The sequence below is a fragment of the Limosilactobacillus fastidiosus genome (assembly GCF_014145505.1).
Lineage (GTDB): Bacteria > Bacillota > Bacilli > Lactobacillales > Lactobacillaceae > Limosilactobacillus > Limosilactobacillus fastidiosus.
In genome coordinates, this window is record NZ_JACIUZ010000044.1 from 1 (window position 1) to 18,089 (window position 18,089).

Annotated in this window: 17 protein-coding genes, 1 pseudogene, 1 riboswitch and 1 other annotated feature; of the genes and pseudogenes, 12 read left to right on the plus strand and 6 right to left on the minus strand. The window is 38.3% G+C overall.

From position 1 onward, the window contains the following. Together H5R64_RS07305 and H5R64_RS08725 are read left to right on the plus strand one after the other, a co-directional pair. On the plus strand, positions 1–334 hold a 334-nt coding region (locus tag H5R64_RS07305; protein WP_456085621.1), incomplete at its 5' end, for an aggregation-promoting factor C-terminal-like domain-containing protein. A 220-nt stretch (positions 335–554) separates the two neighbouring features. After that, on the plus strand, positions 555–905 hold the full coding sequence (locus H5R64_RS08725; RefSeq protein ID WP_372456632.1) for a heavy metal-binding domain-containing protein: 351 nt from the start codon (positions 555–557) through the stop codon (positions 903–905). A 63-nt stretch (positions 906–968) separates the two neighbouring features. Here the strand turns inward: H5R64_RS08725 and H5R64_RS07315 are convergent, their stop codons facing one another. Continuing rightward, entirely contained in the window at positions 969–1,487 is a 519-nt protein-coding gene (locus H5R64_RS07315; RefSeq protein WP_182581724.1) for an acyl-CoA thioesterase, read from the minus strand. Between the two features lie 178 nt (positions 1,488–1,665). On the opposite strand from H5R64_RS07315, the gene H5R64_RS07320 reads away from it, so the two are divergent. From H5R64_RS07320 to H5R64_RS07335, 4 genes and pseudogenes are all read left to right on the plus strand, one after another. Next, entirely contained in the window at positions 1,666–3,363 is a 1,698-nt protein-coding gene (locus tag H5R64_RS07320) for a phosphoenolpyruvate carboxykinase (ATP) (protein ID WP_182583184.1), read from the plus strand. Positions 3,364–3,753: 390 nt separating this feature from the next. Continuing rightward, complete coding sequence (gene apf / locus H5R64_RS07325; RefSeq protein ID WP_182581711.1) at positions 3,754–4,419, plus strand: aggregation-promoting factor; 666 nt, start codon at positions 3,754–3,756, stop codon at positions 4,417–4,419. Positions 4,420–4,718: 299 nt separating this feature from the next. Next, complete coding sequence (locus tag H5R64_RS07330) at positions 4,719–6,062, plus strand: FAD-dependent oxidoreductase (protein WP_182583186.1); 1,344 nt, start codon at positions 4,719–4,721, stop codon at positions 6,060–6,062. Positions 6,063–6,210: 148 nt separating this feature from the next. After that, positions 6,211–6,578: pseudogene (locus H5R64_RS07335) on the plus strand (ATP-binding cassette domain-containing protein); the annotation flags it as partial. Positions 6,579–6,647: 69 nt separating this feature from the next. On the opposite strand, the gene H5R64_RS07340 reads toward H5R64_RS07335, so the two are convergent. Further along, positions 6,648–7,496 (minus strand): aldo/keto reductase, encoded by an 849-nt coding sequence (locus tag H5R64_RS07340; protein ID WP_182581709.1) that lies wholly within the window; start codon positions 7,494–7,496, stop codon positions 6,648–6,650. A 292-nt stretch (positions 7,497–7,788) separates the two neighbouring features. Between H5R64_RS07340 and H5R64_RS07345 the strand changes: the two genes are divergently transcribed. Beyond that, positions 7,789–8,211, plus strand: a complete 423-nt coding sequence (locus H5R64_RS07345) for an Hsp20/alpha crystallin family protein (protein ID WP_182581708.1) — start codon at positions 7,789–7,791, stop codon at positions 8,209–8,211. Positions 8,212–8,273: 62 nt separating this feature from the next. On the opposite strand, the gene H5R64_RS07350 is transcribed toward H5R64_RS07345, so the two are convergent. From H5R64_RS07350 to H5R64_RS07360, 3 genes are all read right to left on the minus strand, one after another. Next, a complete protein-coding gene (locus H5R64_RS07350) occupies positions 8,274–8,801 on the minus strand; it encodes an HdeD family acid-resistance protein (RefSeq protein WP_182581707.1) in 528 nt (175 codons plus the stop codon). A 145-nt stretch (positions 8,802–8,946) separates the two neighbouring features. Continuing rightward, entirely contained in the window at positions 8,947–9,114 is a 168-nt protein-coding gene (locus H5R64_RS07355) for a hypothetical protein (protein WP_182581706.1), read from the minus strand. 38 nt (positions 9,115–9,152) lie between these two features. Continuing rightward, the gene (locus tag H5R64_RS07360) at positions 9,153–9,677 is read right to left on the minus strand and encodes a VanZ family protein (protein ID WP_182583188.1); all 525 of its coding nucleotides are present in this window, start codon (positions 9,675–9,677) and stop codon (positions 9,153–9,155) included. Between the two features lie 156 nt (positions 9,678–9,833). Here H5R64_RS07360 and H5R64_RS07365 point away from each other — a divergent pair, with 156 nt between their 5' ends. Next, entirely contained in the window at positions 9,834–11,162 is a 1,329-nt protein-coding gene (locus H5R64_RS07365) for an amino acid permease (protein WP_372456598.1), read from the plus strand. A gap of 93 nt (positions 11,163–11,255) precedes the next feature. Here H5R64_RS07365 and H5R64_RS07370 read toward each other — a convergent pair whose 3' ends face one another. Next, positions 11,256–11,711: a Fur family transcriptional regulator gene (locus H5R64_RS07370; protein WP_182581703.1), complete on the minus strand. Its 456-nt coding sequence runs from the start codon at positions 11,709–11,711 to the stop codon at positions 11,256–11,258. Positions 11,712–11,830: 119 nt separating this feature from the next. On the opposite strand from H5R64_RS07370, the gene H5R64_RS07375 reads away from it, so the two are divergent. The 4 genes from H5R64_RS07375 (at position 11,831) to leuS (ending at position 17,934) form a co-directional block, all read left to right on the plus strand. Next, on the plus strand, positions 11,831–13,270 hold the full coding sequence (locus H5R64_RS07375; RefSeq protein WP_182581702.1) for an MFS transporter: 1,440 nt from the start codon (positions 11,831–11,833) through the stop codon (positions 13,268–13,270). A gap of 43 nt (positions 13,271–13,313) precedes the next feature. Further along, positions 13,314–13,847, plus strand: a complete 534-nt coding sequence (locus H5R64_RS07380; RefSeq protein ID WP_182581701.1) for a DNA-3-methyladenine glycosylase I — start codon at positions 13,314–13,316, stop codon at positions 13,845–13,847. Positions 13,848–13,894: 47 nt separating this feature from the next. Next, a riboswitch (SMK box riboswitch) is annotated at positions 13,895–14,002 on the plus strand. Beyond that, positions 14,000–15,187, plus strand: a complete 1,188-nt coding sequence (metK, locus tag H5R64_RS07385) for a methionine adenosyltransferase (protein WP_182583190.1) — start codon at positions 14,000–14,002, stop codon at positions 15,185–15,187. It overlaps the preceding riboswitch by 3 nt. Positions 15,188–15,229: 42 nt before the next feature. Beyond that, positions 15,230–15,440: a binding site (T-box leader), on the plus strand. 73 nt (positions 15,441–15,513) lie between these two features. Beyond that, positions 15,514–17,934 (plus strand): leucine--tRNA ligase, encoded by a 2,421-nt coding sequence (gene leuS, locus H5R64_RS07390; protein ID WP_182583192.1) that lies wholly within the window; start codon positions 15,514–15,516, stop codon positions 17,932–17,934. Positions 17,935–18,089 lie beyond the last annotated feature (155 nt).

The window sequence follows — 18,089 nt, forward strand, 5'->3', positions numbered from 1 at the left end:
TTCAGCAGCTACTACTAACAACACAGCTGCCCAAACCCAAACTGCAACCGCAACTACTTCAGCAAGCAATGCAGCAAGTTATAACGGTAACTACACTTCAAGTGTAGCTGGTAATGATGCAGCCGCTAAGGCTTGGATCGCAGCCCGTGAATCAGGTGGAAACTACGGTGCTACGAATGGTCAATACATTGGTAAGTACCAACTCTCTGCTTCATACTTAAATGGTGACTACTCTGCAGCTAACCAAGAACGAGTAGCTGACCAATACGTAGCTAGTCGTTATGGCTCCTGGAGTCAAGCACAAGCCTTCTGGCAATCACATGGTTGGTACTAAAATAAAGCGTGAACAGGACTTCCCTGCAAACACATATTAGGGATGTTGACTGGGAAGGAGTTTGCTAGTTCTGAGTAAACTTCTGAGGAATACATTTAGCTATATAATATATTTCTCTCGACAGTGGTGTTTTTTCAACACTGTCGGGAGTTTGTTTTTCTAAAGGACTTTCCTGCGCTATAATAGGAACCATAATTCTCAGATAATTTTGGAGTATAAAATGCTATTTAAATCAAAGAATGACCAATCAGCAATTGAACGTGCACAAAAAATGTATGGTGCGGGAATTAATCGTGGTCTTGCGGGCTTTGTTGATCAGGGACATAAAAAGAAGAAGCAAGTAACATCAACAAAGCATGATGAAATTGTGCTAACCACGACAGAGAATATTCCAGAACATAATTATCGAATTATTGGAATGGTTTTTGGAACTGCAGTTGATCAGCAACAAGCGGTTAAAGTTTTACGAGAAGAAGCTCAAAAAATAGGTGCTGATGTTATAGTATCAATGCGCTTTGACTCTAATAATTTAACTGTGACTGCTTATGGAACGGCTGTGAAATTAGAATAGGATATTAATTGAAAAGGGCCAAAGTTTAGTGATACTAGACTTTGGCTTTCTTTAATAGAAGTATTAATTTTGTGTTTTCCATGGCTTATCTGTACTAATTAAGTTAACGAATCGCGCTTGGTTCTTTCGTATTTCTTTTCGATATTTTCTTCGGGTTTCATAACCAGCGATCATTGCTTTTTGCTCAGCACTTTGAGGGATTACCTGATCGTATTGAATGAACTTATTTGGATCTTGAATTACGAAGGTAATAAAGCATGAAAAGCCAACGAATCTTTCACCAGTTTTAAGGTTCTCACCAATAACTTTAACAAAGATTTCGAGTGAGCGATGGCCAAGTCCCGTAACGTATGCTTCCATACACATTGAATCTTGGAGATGGAATGGTTGGAAAAACTGGAGATGATCCATTGTTGCGGTAACGACTGTGGAACGAGTTACCCGCATTGCTGCAACAGAAGCCTCACCATCAACTAATTCAAGGATTCGTCCACCAAACACGGTTCCATGTTCATTTAAATCGGCATTTAGAACCCGGTGGAGGGAAACAGCTAAAGTATCATTACAATTTATCTTCATTATTTACAACTCCTTAAATTCATTTTCTGTTATTTATTTTAGCACAGTTAGGAAATCGCTTTCTTCGAGACAAAATACCAAGCTCATTATTGTAAAATGAAAAAGATATTAATATCTTTTTCATCATTTCCTTAAAAGTTATATTATAATGGAAACACATGGAGATGAAAGGATGAGATCAATGTCAAAAGATAGTCAGATTATTGATACTAAGTCACTATATGTAAACCCTGAACGGGGAGTGGCTACCTTAAATTACAGTCAAAACTACTTTACTGATATTCCTGCATTAATTAATAGTGATGAAGTAAAGCGCATTGTTAAATTATACTTGGATTCACGTAATCCAGATAGTGATGACGATGCCTTTGATAATGCTAGTATTGACAAATTTATTGATGTATTAAAAAAGATCCTTGTAGATGATGACAATGCTTTTGATGAATACGATCCAAAAGATATTCTAGAGAGTGTCGAAGAATTATATTCATATTATCGTTCATTATTGCGGGTATCCGTTATTAATTACAACGATAATAAAATTGTTGGAAATGAGTTCCGGACAATTGATACCCAGTTTAATGATTTAGTACGGAAGCTTTATCGGATTCTTGAAGAAAAACTTCAGGGCTTTGAAAACCGGACATACCGGCAAGTTAATGCCGCAACAAACGCTACTATTTTAGTTCAACAGCATAATTGGCAAATTCCTGCTGGTTATGAAGAATTACGTGACATTGATTTCATCAATACTGTAATGCTTCGGCCGCCAATGATGATGCATACTAAGAGTAACAAGCGTGAAGGGGTCTTTTCTGCTGTTAAGGAAAACCCAGTAGATCGTTTTCATGGAGAACGGGGAAAATGGTATTGTTACCCAGCTAAGATTGGGGAAAGCCTTGCTTTTATCTACTTTAATGTTGACTACCTTGTAAACGGAATTGCTCTTTCTAACCTTTTTGAATTAGCTTCACCTGAGGAAATTGAAGGTCAAAAACCAGACTTGGTTGTTCTCTTTGGCCTTGAAAAGACAGAAGGCATGGTTTCACACTACTACCATGACGAAAAGAACAATATTTGGATCGGTGAAGTTCCATATACTGATAAGACTACCTACTTTGGTTACATGAAGAAGATGTGCTTAACTTTGCACAACCTTCACCAAATCGATAATGGTCGTTTACCAATTCACGGTTCAATGTTGAAGATCAAGTTTACTAATGGTAAGGAAAAGAACGTTGTCTTCTTTGGTGATTCAGGTGCCGGAAAGTCTGAATCTATTGAAGCATTGCAAGAATTAGCTGATGATAAGATTGTTAGCATGGAAACCATTTTTGATGATATGGGAAGCTTTACCCTTACTGATGATGGTCGTATTTATGCTCAAGGGACAGAAACCGGTGCTTTTGTTCGGCTAGATGATTTAAGTAGTGCGGTTGCGTTTAATAACATGGACCGAGGGGTATACCTGAATCCAGAACGGAAGAATGCCCGAGTTATTATTCCTGCAGATACTTATCAAAATGTTATTAAGCCTCACCATATTGATATGTGGCTCTATGCTAATAATTACAGTGATGAGGTAGGTATTCATCGTTTTGACACGAAGGAAGAAGCTGAGAAGGTCTTTGTTGCTGGTCAGCGGAAGGCTCTTGGAACAACTGATGAAGTGGGGATGAGTAAGACTTTCTTTGCCAACCCATTTGGTCCAGTACAAGAACCAGAAAAAACTAAGCCAATTATCGATAGGGTCTTCACTGAATTATTCAATAAAGGTGTTTACGTTGGTGAAATCTTTACCCACCTTGGTAACGATAAATCGAAGGATGCATTGAAAGAATCTGCATCAGAATTGCTTGATGTCTTAATGAATAACTAGTTTAAAGTTACAAAAACATTAATTTTTGTAATAGTCCTGTAACATTTCAGTGTTATAGGGCTTTTTTTAGCTTAAAATCAATAACTTTAGTAAAAATTGGAAGATATTTAAATGATTTTCAAAATGGTGAAGGAAAAGTTTAGGGCTAGCGAAAAACGTTGATGTATCAGTGATTTTCTAGTTGATATCAATAAATATATAAGAAAAACATGTATGTTTGTTACAAAAAATTACAGATATGGCTAAATTTGAAAAGTCATGGTAACCGGTCCGTAACGATGACCCTGTATAGTATATAAGCGTTGATGATATATAGAACATCATTTTCCAAAACAATTAACATCATATTACTTACAAACTTACAAAAGAAAAGGATGGATTGATTTTTTTATGAAGTTATCTAAGAAAGCAGCTAAGATTACAGCAGCTATTGCCGGTGCCGTCGCTTTAGGTACTGTTGCTACTGCAACCACCGCTAGCGCCGACAGTATTTACACTGTTCAAGCAGGCGATACCCTTTCTGGGATTTCTTACAAATTAGGTCATGATTTGACTTTTGTTGATACCTTGGCCTCAAATAACAATATTGCTAACAAGAACTTAATTTACGTTGGTCAAAAGTTAGTAATTATGGATGACGGTGAAGTTGCTCCTGCTACTGAAAAGCAAGTTGAAACATTACCTTCAGCTAACACAACCACCCAAAATAACAATCAAACTAGTTCAGCAGCTACTACTAACAACACAGCTGCCCAAACCCAAACTGCAACCGCAACTACTTCAGCAAGCAATGCAGCAAGTTATAACGGTAACTACACTTCAAGTGTAGCTGGTAATGATGCAGCCGCTAAGGCTTGGATCGCAGCCCGTGAATCAGGTGGAAACTACGGTGCTACGAATGGTCAATACATTGGTAAGTACCAACTCTCTGCTTCATACTTAAATGGTGACTACTCTGCAGCTAACCAAGAACGAGTAGCTGACCAATACGTAGCTAGTCGTTATGGCTCCTGGAGTCAAGCACAAGCCTTTTGGCAATCACACGGTTGGTACTAAAATAAAGTGAGAACAGGGCAATAAGTCCTGTAAGACAACGACTTTATCCCGCTTAGGTGCAGAAAGCTCTTGAGTGGGATTTTGTTGTTTCTAAAGGCTTTTCTGCGAATACGATTCGAGTAATGTCGCCGAATAAAGTAAACTTGTTTTAGGGAGGGAGAATGCCCCTAAAACGAGTTTATCATTTTAAATGATATCGCCTAAGGATGCATTTTTAATTGTAATCGGTTATAATTGTGAATGTAGTAACATTATAAAGATGTGAACCAGATTATCTTTTAGTTTAGGGGGCAATAAGAATGAAGGTTGCTATCATTGGATGTACTCATGCGGGGACAATTACAGCTAATCAAGTGCTGACTAATCATCCGGGTACTGAAGTTACTATTTACGAAAAAAATAATAATATTTCATTTTTGTCATGTGGAATTGCTACTTATTTAGGCGGTGTCACAAAGAATATTGATGATATGTTTTACTCAAGTCCAAAAACTTTGGGTGAGCTAGGCGCTACCGTAAAGTTGGAACATGAGGTCACTAGCGTTAATCTTAAAAAGAAGTCATTAACCGTTAAGGATTTAAATAGCGGTGATGTAACAGAAGATCACTATGATAAATTAGTGGTAACCACTGGTTCTTGGCCAATTATTCCGGACTTACCTGGTATTCATAACCCAAATGTTTACTTATGTAAGAATTATGATCATGCTAAGAAATTATTTGAAGTAGCAAAAGATGCTAAAAATGTTGTTGTTATTGGTGGGGGCTACATTGGTGTTGAACTGGTAGAAGCTTATAGTAAGCAAAATAAGAATGTTACTTTGATTGATGGTAATGATCGATTGCTTAGTAAGTATTATGATCAAAAGTACACTGATATTGTTACTAAGGATTTTGAAAAGCATAATGTTAAGTTGGCTTTTGACGAATTAGTTGCTGGTTTTGAGGAGAATGATGATGGTAATGTTGTTGTTAAGACTAACCATGGTAACTATTCTGCTGATATGGCAATCTTATGTATTGGATTCCGGCCAAATACTAGTCTCTTTAAAGGACAATTGGAATTTAATGCAGATGGTTCAATCAAAACTAATGCTTACATGCAAACTTCTAATCCAGATGTATATGGTGCTGGAGATGCAGTAGCGGTTCACTATAATCCTACTAATAAAGAAGCATACATCCCGTTGGCTACTAACGCAGTTCGGCAGGGGGTAATTGCAGGAACAAACCTTTTTGGTAACACGATGATGTATATGGGAACACAATCAACGTCAGGGTTGCAACTCTATGATCACTCAATGTCTTCAACTGGGATGACACTGGAAAGTGCTAAAGTAGCCGGCTTTGATGCTGATGCTGTAACCTTTGAGGATAATTACCGTCCAGAGTTTATGCCAACAAATGCGAAAGTTATTGGTACTGTTGTTTGGGATCGGAGTAATAACCAAATTCTTGGTGCCCAATTTATGAGTACTTATGATATTTCCATGTATGCTAACGCAGTTTCCGTAATGATTCAAAACCGGAATACGATTAACTTTATGGCAATGGTTGATATGCTTTTCCAACCTAACTTTGACCGTCCATTTAACTTTATTAACCTTCTTGGTCAGCATGCACTGACTAAGGCAACTAAATAATTAATTAACTAAGAGTGTGAGGCTAGGAAAAAACAAAATGTTCTTCCTAGCCTCATGCTTTTTATTTTAAGCCTAATCTTTTTCTCCATAAGAGGATGAAACTGGTAAAGTAGCTAATTGGCATCATGATATTGTATTTGATTAGGGAGTGAACAGTAGATATTGTAACTTTACAGATAAAAATCTTCATATTGCAGTTGAAGATGAGGACACTCACCAGCAAAAAGAGAAGGCTAAAGGACATCAACCTCAAAATGTAAACTGGGGAAATTTATGCGATTATGGGACCAAGCGGAACAGGAAAATCGACGTTATCACAAACTATTATGGGACATCCTAATTATCACGTTACCCAAGGTGATATTTTTATACTTGAAATGCCTGTTGATGAGCGAGCAAGAAGGGAACTGTTTTTAGCAATGCAGTATCCTGCAGAGATTCAGGGAGTAACCAATGCCAATTTTCCGTGCAGCAATTAATGCTCGTCAGCCTAAAGATGATCAGATCTCGATTATGTAATTTCTCAAAGAGCTTGATAAAAAGCTTCAAGAGTTTATTAATTAATACTCTTGAAGCTTTTTATATTTAAATTGTTGCTAATGGTTGTTTTGTTGTAGGCTTTGGAAACGCTTTAGCAAGAGCCTCGAGTTCATCAGCGGTAAAACTGATGTCGAGAGCTTCAACGTTTTCTTTTGCATGAACCGGACTAGCAGCTTTTGGAATGGCTAATGTATGGTGATTACGGATAGTCCAGGCCAACATTATTTGGTATACGGTTACGTGGTGATTATGGGCTAACTCGTTGATAAGTGGATGATCAGTTAATTTGCCTGAAATAGTATCTCCCTGTGAAAGTGGGGAGTAAGCAATGAGTGGCATTCCTACCTGATGCATTAATGGCAAAAGATTATACTCAATTCCACGCTCATCTAAGTTGTAAAGATTTTCATTTGCTAGGCAATTCTTACCATTAGGGAGTGACCATAGTTCTTTAATGTCGTCTGTATCAAAGTTTGAAACACCCCAATACCGAATTTTCCCTTTGTCTTGCATTTTTGTTAATTCTTCAACTGTTTCGACAAGCGGAACAGTTCCGCGCCAATGAAGGAGGTAAAGGTCAAAATAATCTGTTTGCATCAGTCTAAGACTACGATCCAAACTAATTTCCAATTTTGCATGACTAGCATTTTCTGGAAGGACCTTATCAATTAAAAAAAGCTTTTCGCGAGAGTAGGGTGCTAGAGCTTCAGCAGTTATTTTTTCTGCTCGTCCTTGACCGTACATTTCCGCAGTATCAATTACCGTTGCTCCAGCATCGATTGCTGTCCGGATCGCTTTTACTTCATCACTATGCTTAGTTGGATCTTCGCCAATGTTCCAAGTTCCAACACCAATTGCTGGTACGGTTACTTGACTTAATTTTAGTGTGCTCATAAAATCCCTCCTTAAATTTTTACAATTTGATCCTAACATTCTTTCTAATTAAATACATCTGATTGATACATGATTATAATTTCACGTAAGACAAATTTAAAATGCTTATTTCTTGGGGAGAATTAGAAGATCGTTTAAAATATAAGTAAGCCCTTTGATGGTAAAACCATTTATTAGGGAAAATTATTTTTAGCATTCTCAAGTAAAAATGCTAAAAAGTTGCACTTTTGCAATGAATGATTAAGGTAATAAGTGTAATCAAGTTCAAGTTAACGGAAAGGAAGCTTTATTTATGGCTAACGATTTAACGCGTCGGAATAACTTTTTGGATAACATGCGGAATTTGATGAATGATGATTTCTTTTCAGATTTCACACCGGTCGAAGATCATATGAAGACTGATATTGAAGAAAATGATAAACAATACAAGGTTAAGATTGATATGCCAGGCTTCGATAAGAAGGACATTCATGTTAGTTATGCAAATAATATCTTAACTATTACCGGATATCGCCACACCTTTGATGAGGGGGATGATAAGGAAGACCACCTTCTTCACAGTGAACGGCGTTATGGACAAATGAGTCGTCAATATCGGTTACCAGATGTTGAACGGAAAGACATTACAGCTCATTATGAAAATGGTGTTCTTTCACTTACCTTACCAAAGAAGCAAGCTGAAAGTGACGATGATACCCGAATTGAGATTGACTAATTAAAAATAGAAAAAAGACGCTAGTGTTCGGTAAATCCGAATGCTAGCGTCTCTTTTTTATTCTAATTGAATGCTTGAACAATCTTTAATACACCAAAGACAATCAAGAAAACAGAAATAATCCAAACAACAGTTAATGCTGAAACAACTGGACTTAAGAGGAGGACTACACCAAGGATAATTCCTAAGATACTAAATATAATGGTTAACCAGTAGTAACCTCCGCTAATCCCCTTGAACAGCCGACCAACGGACAACTCCATTGCAGAATCGATAATGAACCACGCAGCGAAAATAATTGCAATGTATAGGGTTCCAAATCCGGGATGGAAGATAAAGATGATTCCTAAAACAACATTTAAGGCACCAAGAACGACAACCCAAGCAGAGCTTTCATGCAGTGAACGCAAAAAGCGCCGTCGAATTGTTAATTCAAAAATTCCATCAAAGATAAAGACAACACCGATAATTACAGATAATAATTGCAGGGTTCGATCTGGTCTTGAGAATGAAATAAATCCACCAAGAATAAATAGAATTCCAACAAAAAAGCTAAACCAATCAAACCGTCGATGAGAAATGTTATTCATAATTCATAACTCCTTTCACTAATAGTATAATCATACCGCAAATTTATTAATAATGGTTATTTAAATATGCTATTACAATGAATAATAAAAAAAGACTGGGCTTTTAAGATCGGCAAAACTAATCTTTGGAGTCCAGTTATTCCCGTTAAATATGTTCCCTGATACCATTCTTGAAGTCCTTATCGATTTCCTTAAGAATTGGTAAGAGATAGTTGATATATTCATGATATGCTTCAATTGGCTTCATGTCTTTACCATTAGCTTGAATTAGTGCAATGGCAATGTCATGGGCCCGTTGTTCGTTTGAAATCATTGATAATCACCTCATTAATAATAGTGTACCAAACTTTTCTAGGATAGGAAAAAAGGTTGAATTATTTTATCAATAATGCCACGATCGAACAGTTTTAAGCCGTAAAAGCCAATAACACCACCCAGCGTATTAGTAATAATGTCATCGATGTCAGCAACTCGGCCAATTTGAAAAAGAAAGTCACAAACAAATTGATTGCCTTCGATAAAAAAGCTAAATAAAAAACTTAAGCAAATGATAACCACAAAAGGACTTTTTCTACCAATCAGGTACAGGAGGATGCCTAAAGGAATCGTCATAATAACGTTTAAAAACCATTCTAAATCGACTTGCTGGAATGGGATTAAATTGTAGGGAACTCCATGAAAATACCGTAAATTGCGGTCGGCACTAATAAAACTAAAACTAATTGGGGTTAAACAGAGGCGAAGAATAATCACAAAATAGCAGAAACAGGCGAAGACTGTTAAGCGCTTGCCAAATTGCTGGTAACGGGAAAAAGCATCAATCGTGATAATAATTGCAACGACTAAGTATGTACAAAATGGAAGCCAGTGTAACAAATTTATTCCCTCTCTTCACAAAAAATGGTATAAAATAAATTTTCGGACAAACTATTTTCCATTATTAAATAAAAGGTTATAAAAAGCGATAGTTTGTTAATAACTTTTAAGAGAAATTTTAAGGAGAATTGAACTACATTGGCAAAGCAAAATAAAATGAAGCGCAGCCTGAAAAGCCGCCATATCCAACTAATGGCATTGGGAGGAACGATCGGGACTGGCCTGTTTCTCGGTTCTGGTCAAGCAATTCACTCGGCTGGCCCAGCAATCTTATTAGCCTATATTATTACGGGGATTGTCTGCTTTTGGATTATGCGGGCACTCGGGGAACTACTAATGTCGGATCTAAATTACCGCTCATTCGTCGATGCAATTCGCGTTTACTTGGGACCACGAGTAAGTTTTATTACTGGCTGGGCTTATTGGGCGTGTTGGATTGCATTAGCGATGGCAGAAATTACAGCCATTGGGATGTATTTCCAGTTGTGGCTTCCGAGTGTTCCCCAGTGGATTCCGGGACTATTAACTTTGATTGTCCTCCTATGTATCAATCTAATTACTGTAAGTGCGTTTGGTGAATTACAATTTTGGTTTGCCTTAATTAAAATTCTTGCAATTGCGCTCTTGGTCCTTGTTGGTATCGGAATGATGCTAATTAGTTTTAAGAGTAAGGGCGGATATGTTGCTTCACCAATTAACTTGGTTAATAATGGGGGCTTTTTTGCTGCCGGCGCAAAGGGCTTCATTCTTTCCTTTCAAATGGTTGTCTTCGCCTTTGTCGGGATTGAAATGGTCGGGATGACAGCTGCTGAAGCAGAAAATCCTCGGCACGTTATTCCCCGGGCAATAAATGCTATTCCGTTTCAGATCCTCTTATTTTATGTTGCTGCCTTAGCAGTGATTATGTGTATTTATCCTTGGGACCGGTTAGCACCTTCAAAAAGTCCTTTTGTAATGGTCTTTAATGATATCGGGTTACGTGGTGCTGCTAGTTTGATTAACTTTGTCGTTGTTACAGCGGCTGCCTCAGCATGTAATAGTTCTCTCTATACAACAGGTAGGATGCTTGCCGAATTAACGGCAACCTCTCATCGACCAGGAATTAGAAAGATTAGTAAACTATCCCGAAACTCTGTGCCAGCATTTGCTGTTATTATTTCTGCGGGTGTTGTTGCAATTGCCGCAATCCTAAATTTGATAATGCCTGGTGGCGTTTTTACAGTTATTTCGAGTATTGCGACAACTAGTTTTCTTTTTATTTGGGCAACTATTATGGTGACCCATTTAAAGTATCTGCGGTCACAACCACAAAAACGGATTTTTAAGGTTCCTGGTGCACCATTTACTGATTATCTTGTATTAGTCTTTTTGGGGTTTGTTTTAATTGTCCTTTGTTTGAATAAACAAACACTAGGAGCGCTGATATTTACACTAATATGGTTTGCTGTCCTAGCCTTTGCTTCATTATCACAACCTAAGAAATAAAAAGAGTGTCTCTCAATTAGAAGCCTGAAGTGGTTTCTAGTTGAGAGACACCTTTTAAATTTGATTGGATAAAATCGTCGTAATATTGATTGTTTAGCGATTTAAATGCAGTTTTCTTTGACAATTGGGGCAGATTCCATGAACTTCGATATTATTACCAGTAACAAGGTAACCAGTTTTATTGCTTGTCATGAGTGCTAATTCTTTACTAATCTCGGTAAAGTGAGGATCAAAAACGTCGGTAATCTGACCACAGTTATCACAGATAACGTGGTAGTGAGGATGACCAAAATAGTCATAATGGGTGCTACCATCGCCATTCTTTAGTTCGATTACTAAGTTGTAGTCGACAAATAGTTTTAACGTGTTATAAACGGTTGCCATACTGATATTGTCAACACTGTCTTTGAGATCCTCGTAGATCATTTCCACACTTGGGTGGGTATGATGTGTTATCAAATAGTTTAGAATCGTTTTTCGTTGGGGAGTAACCCTTACGTGATTTTCTCTTAATTGCTCAATTGCACGATCAAATTCTGCTTCAGCCAAATTACTCACCTCACTAGTTTAGAAGATTTAATTTACATTAAGTATAACATTTACAATTGTGAATTCAAACTTTATAATGGGCTTTGATTATTGATAATAATTCTAAAGAAGGGGATTTGATGAGAAAGTCAATTGATCAAAATGGCCGACCATATAGTCGGTTCTGGTTTATTTTTACACTATTAATTGGGACGTTTACAATGTCGATTAGTCAATCTTCATTGTCAACAGCTTATCCAACGTTAATGAGGGCGTTCGGGATCTCAGCATCAACGGTTCAGTGGTTAACTACTGGTTTCATGCTTGTGATGTGCGTTAGTATGCCAATTAGTCCGTGGATGTTGAATAATCTTAATTTTAAGACCATGTTTATTGGCGCGTTAGCCTTGTTTGACATTGGTTCATTGATGATTATTTTAACTCCAGCTAATTGGGGAGTTTCTGGATTCTGGTTTATGATGATTGGTCGGGCGATGGAAGCCTTCGCGGTAGGAGTGCTCTTCCCGTCGTATCAATCAGTATTGCTGGAAATAACACCGCGTGATGCACGGGGAACCACAATGGGAATCGCCGGCTTGGTAATGGGCTCAGCACTGGCTTGTGGTCCAATTGTTTCCGGAATTCTCCTTAAGTTCTTTACTTGGAAGAGTTTATTTATCTTCTTTATGATTATCATCACCGTGATCATTATTATGGCTGGTTCTGGCCTTATTCGCGATGTTATGCAACGACACGAAAGCAGTCTTGATTGGCTTTCTGTTTTCCTATCAATTGGGTTAATTGGGATTATGTATGTTATTGACCAATTTGGAAAGGCAAAAGCTAACTGGGGAATTAGTGGAATTATCTTAATTATCAGTATTTTAGCAATTATTTGGTTCTGTGTTCGTCAGTTGCACCTTAAGGAACCATTGTTAGAGCTCCGGGTAATGAAGACCTTTAACTACGATTTAGCGATTTTGCTAACTTCAATTTCTTATATTGCCCTGATCGTGACAACAATTATTTTCCCACTTTACTATCAAGGGGTTCTTAAAGTTAGCCCGTTTGTTTCCGGGATGTCACTAGTTCCTGGAGCAGCATTATTAAGTATCCTTAACCCGTTAACAGGCAAATTAGCCGATAAGATTGGTTTTAAGCCGACAATGCTAGTAGGGATGGTAATGATTGTTGCTGGTTGGTTTGCTGGCTTATTCTTAATTAACCGAATGAGTTTATGGATCATGATTTTCTGTGCCATGGTAATTGAAGGTGGGAATGCCTTTGTTATGATGCCTGCTGTTACTTTAGGGGCTAATTCCTTACCAAATGAACTTGTTCCTCATGGGACTGCCGTAATTACTACGGTTCGTCAGGTCCTTGGTTCTACTGGGGTTGCTGTTTCAACGATTATTTTAACGACGGTAACAAGTCATAACCTTAGCCGGGGGATGGGGAGCCTAAGTGCTGCTCTAAATGGTTACCATTACGTATTTTTGACAATGTTTTTTGTCGAAATAATTGGGTTGTTTATGGCCCTGGCCTTGAAAAATACCGCTAAAAAAGATGCAAAAGCCTAATTATCTCGTCCTGTATATATAGGAAACTTAATGGGGTGATTAAATGACTGTGAAACGTCCTTTATGGGCTGAAACATCTGAGCTAATGCGCGATTATTATGATACAAAATGGGGCCTTCCTGAACATGATGATCGTGAATTATTTAAAATGTTGACACTAGAACTTTTTCAATCTGGGTTATCCTGGTCAACGATTTGGAAACGAGAAGGGGCATTTGATGTTGCGTTTGCCTATTTTGATGCAGTAAAGGTTGCTAAATTTGGTCGAGATGATTTTGAGCGCTTAATGAATGATGTAACAATCATTCGAAACCGGCGAAAGATTATGGCGACAATTAATAATGCAAAAGTAATTCAAGAACTATTGAAAAATGGTGAAACATTTAATAACTATGTATGGTCGTTTGTTAATTTTGAGCCGCAACGTTTCCACTTAAATGGAAAGCAACTTCCTGCTCAAACAGCAGAATCAAAGAAAATGGCCCAGAAAATGAAAAAGGATGGTTTTCAATTTATTGGACCAACGACTGCTTATTCGTTTATGACGGCGGTTGGAATGGTTAATGCTCGTGAATAGTGAGAAATTTATGTTTGAATCTAGCAAGTGAATTATGCTAAGATGGTTGACGTTATAAAGCAAATTCCCGATAGGATTCACAATTACTGTGAAGATGCCTTGTAACCACTAAATGTTTCAATTGTAACTTGCATATGGGGGAATTAATACACATGGTAGAAAAACATTTATTTACTTCAGAATCTGTTTCTGAGGGACATCCTGATAAGATTGCTGATCAAATCAGTGATGCGATTTTAGACGCAATGCTTGAACAAGATCCGGATTCACGGGTCGCTGTCGAAACTTCTGTCACAACTGGCCTTGTACTAGTCTTTGGTGAAGTATCCACCAAAGCTTACGTCAACATTCAGAAGGTTGTTCGTGATACTATTCGGCGCATTGGTTATACTGACGGTAAGTATGGCTTTGATGCTGATAATTGTGCTGTGATTACCGCAATCGATGAACAATCACCTGATATTGCGCAAGGGGTAGATGACTCTCTTGAGACTCGTGAAGGTGGGGTTGATCCGCTTGACCAAATCGGTGCTGGTGATCAAGGGTTAATGTTTGGGTATGCAACTGATGAAACGCCAGAATACATGCCATTGACATTAGTGCTTAGTCATAAATTAATGCAACGAATTGCTAAGTTACGGAAGGACAAGGTAATCCCTTACTTGCGTCCAGATGCAAAGGCTGAAGTTACTGTTGAATATGATGAAAATGACAAACCTTTACGTGTTGATACTGTTGTTTTGAGTACACAACATGATCCAGAAGTCTCACTTGACCAAATCAAGAAGGATGTTATGGAACAAGTTATTAAAGCTGTGATTCCAGCTGAATATCTAGATGATCAAACTAAATACTTCATTAATCCTACCGGTCGTTTCGTTATTGGTGGTCCTCAAGGGGATGCTGGTTTAACTGGTAGAAAGATTATTGTTGATACTTATGGTGGAGCTGCTCACCATGGTGGGGGAGCATTTTCTGGTAAGGATGCAACTAAGGTTGATCGATCAGCTAGTTATGCTGCCCGTTATATCGCTAAGAACTTGGTTGCTGCTGGCTACGCAAAGAAGCTTGAAATCCAAGTGGCTTATGCTATTGGTGTGGCAGAACCTGTTTCAATCTCAATTGATACTTATGGTACTGGTACGCGGAGTGAAGCAGAGTTAATTGCCGCAGTGCGTAAAGTCTTTGATCTTCGTCCTGCCGGGATTATTAAGATGCTTGAATTGAAGCGACCAATTTATGAACCAACTGCTGCTTATGGTCATTTTGGGCGGACAGATGTTGAACTACCATGGGAACAACTAGATAAGGTTGATGAATTGAAGGAGATTCTCGGTTAAGCGGTACTTGCATTTGAGAATGTTGATTGTTAGAATATCATTAAATATTTGATCAGATTGGAAATAGTAGTTATTACTTAATTCTTCAGAGATCGTGTGGTGCTGGGAACACGGGGATTATTAATAATGAACTCGTCCAAGAAAATTACTGCTGAAATTAGAGTAGGTAGTAACGTTTGCTGCGTTATGGCGTGAAGTGTCATGATTAGTTCATGGAATTCGGGTGGTACCGCGGAATTGTTTCGTCTCGTAGAATAAATTTTCTACGGGACTTTTTTAATACGATTAAACAGGAAAATTGTTTATTAAATAAAGGAGAGAAAGATATGGCTTACGATCATACTGCCATTGAAAATAAGTGGCAACGTTTCTGGAAAAAGAATGAAACATTTAAGGCTAATTTGAACAAAGATCAAAAGAAGTACTATGCCTTAGATATGTTCCCTTACCCATCAGGTCAGGGACTCCACGTTGGACATCCAGAAGGTTATACCGCTACTGATGTAATGTCACGGATGAAGCGGATGCAAGGATACAATGTTCTACACCCAATGGGTTGGGATGCCTTTGGTTTACCAGCAGAACAATATGCATTGAAGACTGGTCACAACCCAAAGAGTTTTACTAATAAGAATATTGATCATTTCCGTAACCAAATTCAATCACTCGGATTCTCATATGACTGGGACCGGGAAGTTAACACAACGGATCCTGAATACTACAAGTGGACTCAATGGATTTTCGAACAACTCTATAAGAAGGGCTTGGCTTACGAAAGTGAGATCATGGTTAACTGGGCCCCAGACTTTATGGGGGGAACCGTTGTTGCTAATGAAGAAGTTGAAGATGGAAAAACCAAGCGTGGTGGTTACCCCGTTTACCGGAAGCCAATGAAGCAATGGGTTTTGAAGATTACTGCCTATGCGGACCGCTTGATTGATGATCTTGATTTGGTTGATTGGCCAGAGAGTGTTAAGGAAATGCAACGTAACTGGATTGGTCGTTCAGAAGGTGCTTCTGTTTACTTCCCAGTTGCTGGTGATGAAGATACTAAGATTGAAGTCTTTACTACTCGTGCAGATACCTTATTTGGAGCTTCCTATGTTGTCCTTGCCCCTGAACAAGAATTAGTTGATCAATTAACTACTCCAGAAAATAAGGAAGCAGTTAAGAAGTACCAAGAAGAAGCTTCCCGTCGTTCTGATCTTGAACGGACTGACTTAAATAAGGATAAGACTGGGGTATTTACTGGTTCATACGTTATTAATCCAGTTAATGGTGAAAAATTACCAATTTGGATCAGTGACTATGTTTTAGCTTCTTACGGTACTGGTGCTGTAATGGCAGTTCCATCTGGCGATCAACGTGACTACGATTTTGCCAAGAAGTTTGATTTGCCAATTAAGCCAATCATTGAAGGGGCTGATCTCGAAGAAGGCGCTTTTGATGGTGATGGTAAACACATTAATTCTGGCTTCTTGGATGGATTAAACATTGCAGATGCCAAAAAGAAAATGATTGAATGGCTTGATGAACATAATGCTGGTCATAAGAAAGTTAATTACCGTTTGCGGGACTGGATCTTTAGTCGGCAACGTTACTGGGGTGAACCAATTCCAGTAATTCACTGGGACGATGGGCGGACAACCTTGGTACCAGAAGATGAATTACCATTGAAATTACCAGATACCGATAATATTGAACCATCGGGTACGGGGGAAAGTCCATTGGCTAATGTCGAAGACTGGGTCAATGTTTATGACGAGCAAGGTCGGCACGGCCTCCGTGAAACTAACACAATGCCTCAATGGGCTGGTTCATCTTGGTACTGGCTTCGTTACACTGATCCCCATAACAATAAGGAATTTGCGTCAAAAGAAGCTCTTGATTACTGGTCACCAGTAGACTTGTATGTTGGTGGGGCTGAACATGCAGTTCTCCACCTTCTTTATGCCCGGTTCTGGCACAAGGTCCTATACGACTTGGGACTTGTGCCAACCAAGGAACCATTTATGAAGTTGGTTAACCAAGGAATGATTCTTGGTGCTAACCATGAGAAGATGTCTAAGTCTAAGGGTAATGTTGTTAACCCAGATGACATTGTTGAAAAGTATGGAGCTGATACTCTTCGTCTTTACGAAATGTTCATGGGTCCATTAACTGAATCTGTTCCGTGGGATGAAGAAGGCCTTCACGGTTCATATAAGTGGATTCAACGTGTATGGCGGTTATTGATGGATGAAAATAACCACCTCCGTGATCGGGTTTCAACTTTCAATGATGGTAAGTTAACGAAGGTTTATAATCAAACAGTAAAGAAAGTTACTGAAGATTATGAACGGATGCACTTTAATACTGCCATCTCTCAATTAATGGTCTTTGTTAATGAAGCATTTAAGGCTGATGATCTTCCAGTTGAATACATGGAAGGCTTCATTAAGATGATTTCACCAGTAATTCCTCATGTTGCTGAAGAATTATGGAGTCACTTTAACGTTAGTGATACAATTGCTTATCAACCATGGCCAACCTATGATCCGAAGGCATTGGAAGAAGACGAAGTTGAAATGATTATCCAAGTTAACGGAAAGCTTCGTTCAAAGATCAAGATGGCAAAGGATATTGACCGTGAAGAAGCGCAGAAGCTAGCACTTGCTGATGAACACGTGCAAAAGTTTACTGAAGGCAAAGACGTTAAAAAGGTTATCGTCGTGCCAAACAAAATCGTTAACATTGTTGCGAAGTAGTAAGTTACGATGAATTAATGGCTAGGGGGAAGTGTGACAGCGGTCGGTCGACGCTCCCACAGATACAAATATGGCCCCAGAGTTTGGCAATGCCAATCTTTAGGGCCTTTTGTGTTACACCAAAAGTTTCGTCAGTATTTCGGTCGTGGTAAAAT

Bases quoted from the DNA above. Each gene is read 5' to 3' on its own strand.
- H5R64_RS07365 (WP_372456598.1), top strand. From the start codon at position 9,834: ATGAAGCGCAGCCTGAAAAGCCGCCATATCCAACTAATGGCATTGGGA.
- H5R64_RS07355 (WP_182581706.1), bottom strand. From the start codon at position 9,114: ATGATTTCAAACGAACAACGGGCCCATGACATTGCCATTGCACTAATT.
- H5R64_RS07340 (WP_182581709.1), bottom strand. From the start codon at position 7,496: ATGAGCACACTAAAATTAAGTCAAGTAACCGTACCAGCAATTGGTGTT.
- metK (WP_182583190.1), top strand. From the start codon at position 14,000: ATGGTAGAAAAACATTTATTTACTTCAGAATCTGTTTCTGAGGGACAT.
- H5R64_RS08725 (WP_372456632.1), top strand. From the start codon at position 555: ATGCTATTTAAATCAAAGAATGACCAATCAGCAATTGAACGTGCACAA.
- apf (WP_182581711.1), top strand. From the start codon at position 3,754: ATGAAGTTATCTAAGAAAGCAGCTAAGATTACAGCAGCTATTGCCGGT.
- H5R64_RS07380 (WP_182581701.1), top strand. From the start codon at position 13,314: ATGACTGTGAAACGTCCTTTATGGGCTGAAACATCTGAGCTAATGCGC.
- leuS (WP_182583192.1), top strand. From the start codon at position 15,514: ATGGCTTACGATCATACTGCCATTGAAAATAAGTGGCAACGTTTCTGG.
- H5R64_RS07330 (WP_182583186.1), top strand. From the start codon at position 4,719: ATGAAGGTTGCTATCATTGGATGTACTCATGCGGGGACAATTACAGCT.
- H5R64_RS07345 (WP_182581708.1), top strand. From the start codon at position 7,789: ATGGCTAACGATTTAACGCGTCGGAATAACTTTTTGGATAACATGCGG.
- H5R64_RS07320 (WP_182583184.1), top strand. From the start codon at position 1,666: ATGTCAAAAGATAGTCAGATTATTGATACTAAGTCACTATATGTAAAC.
- H5R64_RS07350 (WP_182581707.1), bottom strand. From the start codon at position 8,801: ATGAATAACATTTCTCATCGACGGTTTGATTGGTTTAGCTTTTTTGTT.
- H5R64_RS07375 (WP_182581702.1), top strand. From the start codon at position 11,831: ATGAGAAAGTCAATTGATCAAAATGGCCGACCATATAGTCGGTTCTGG.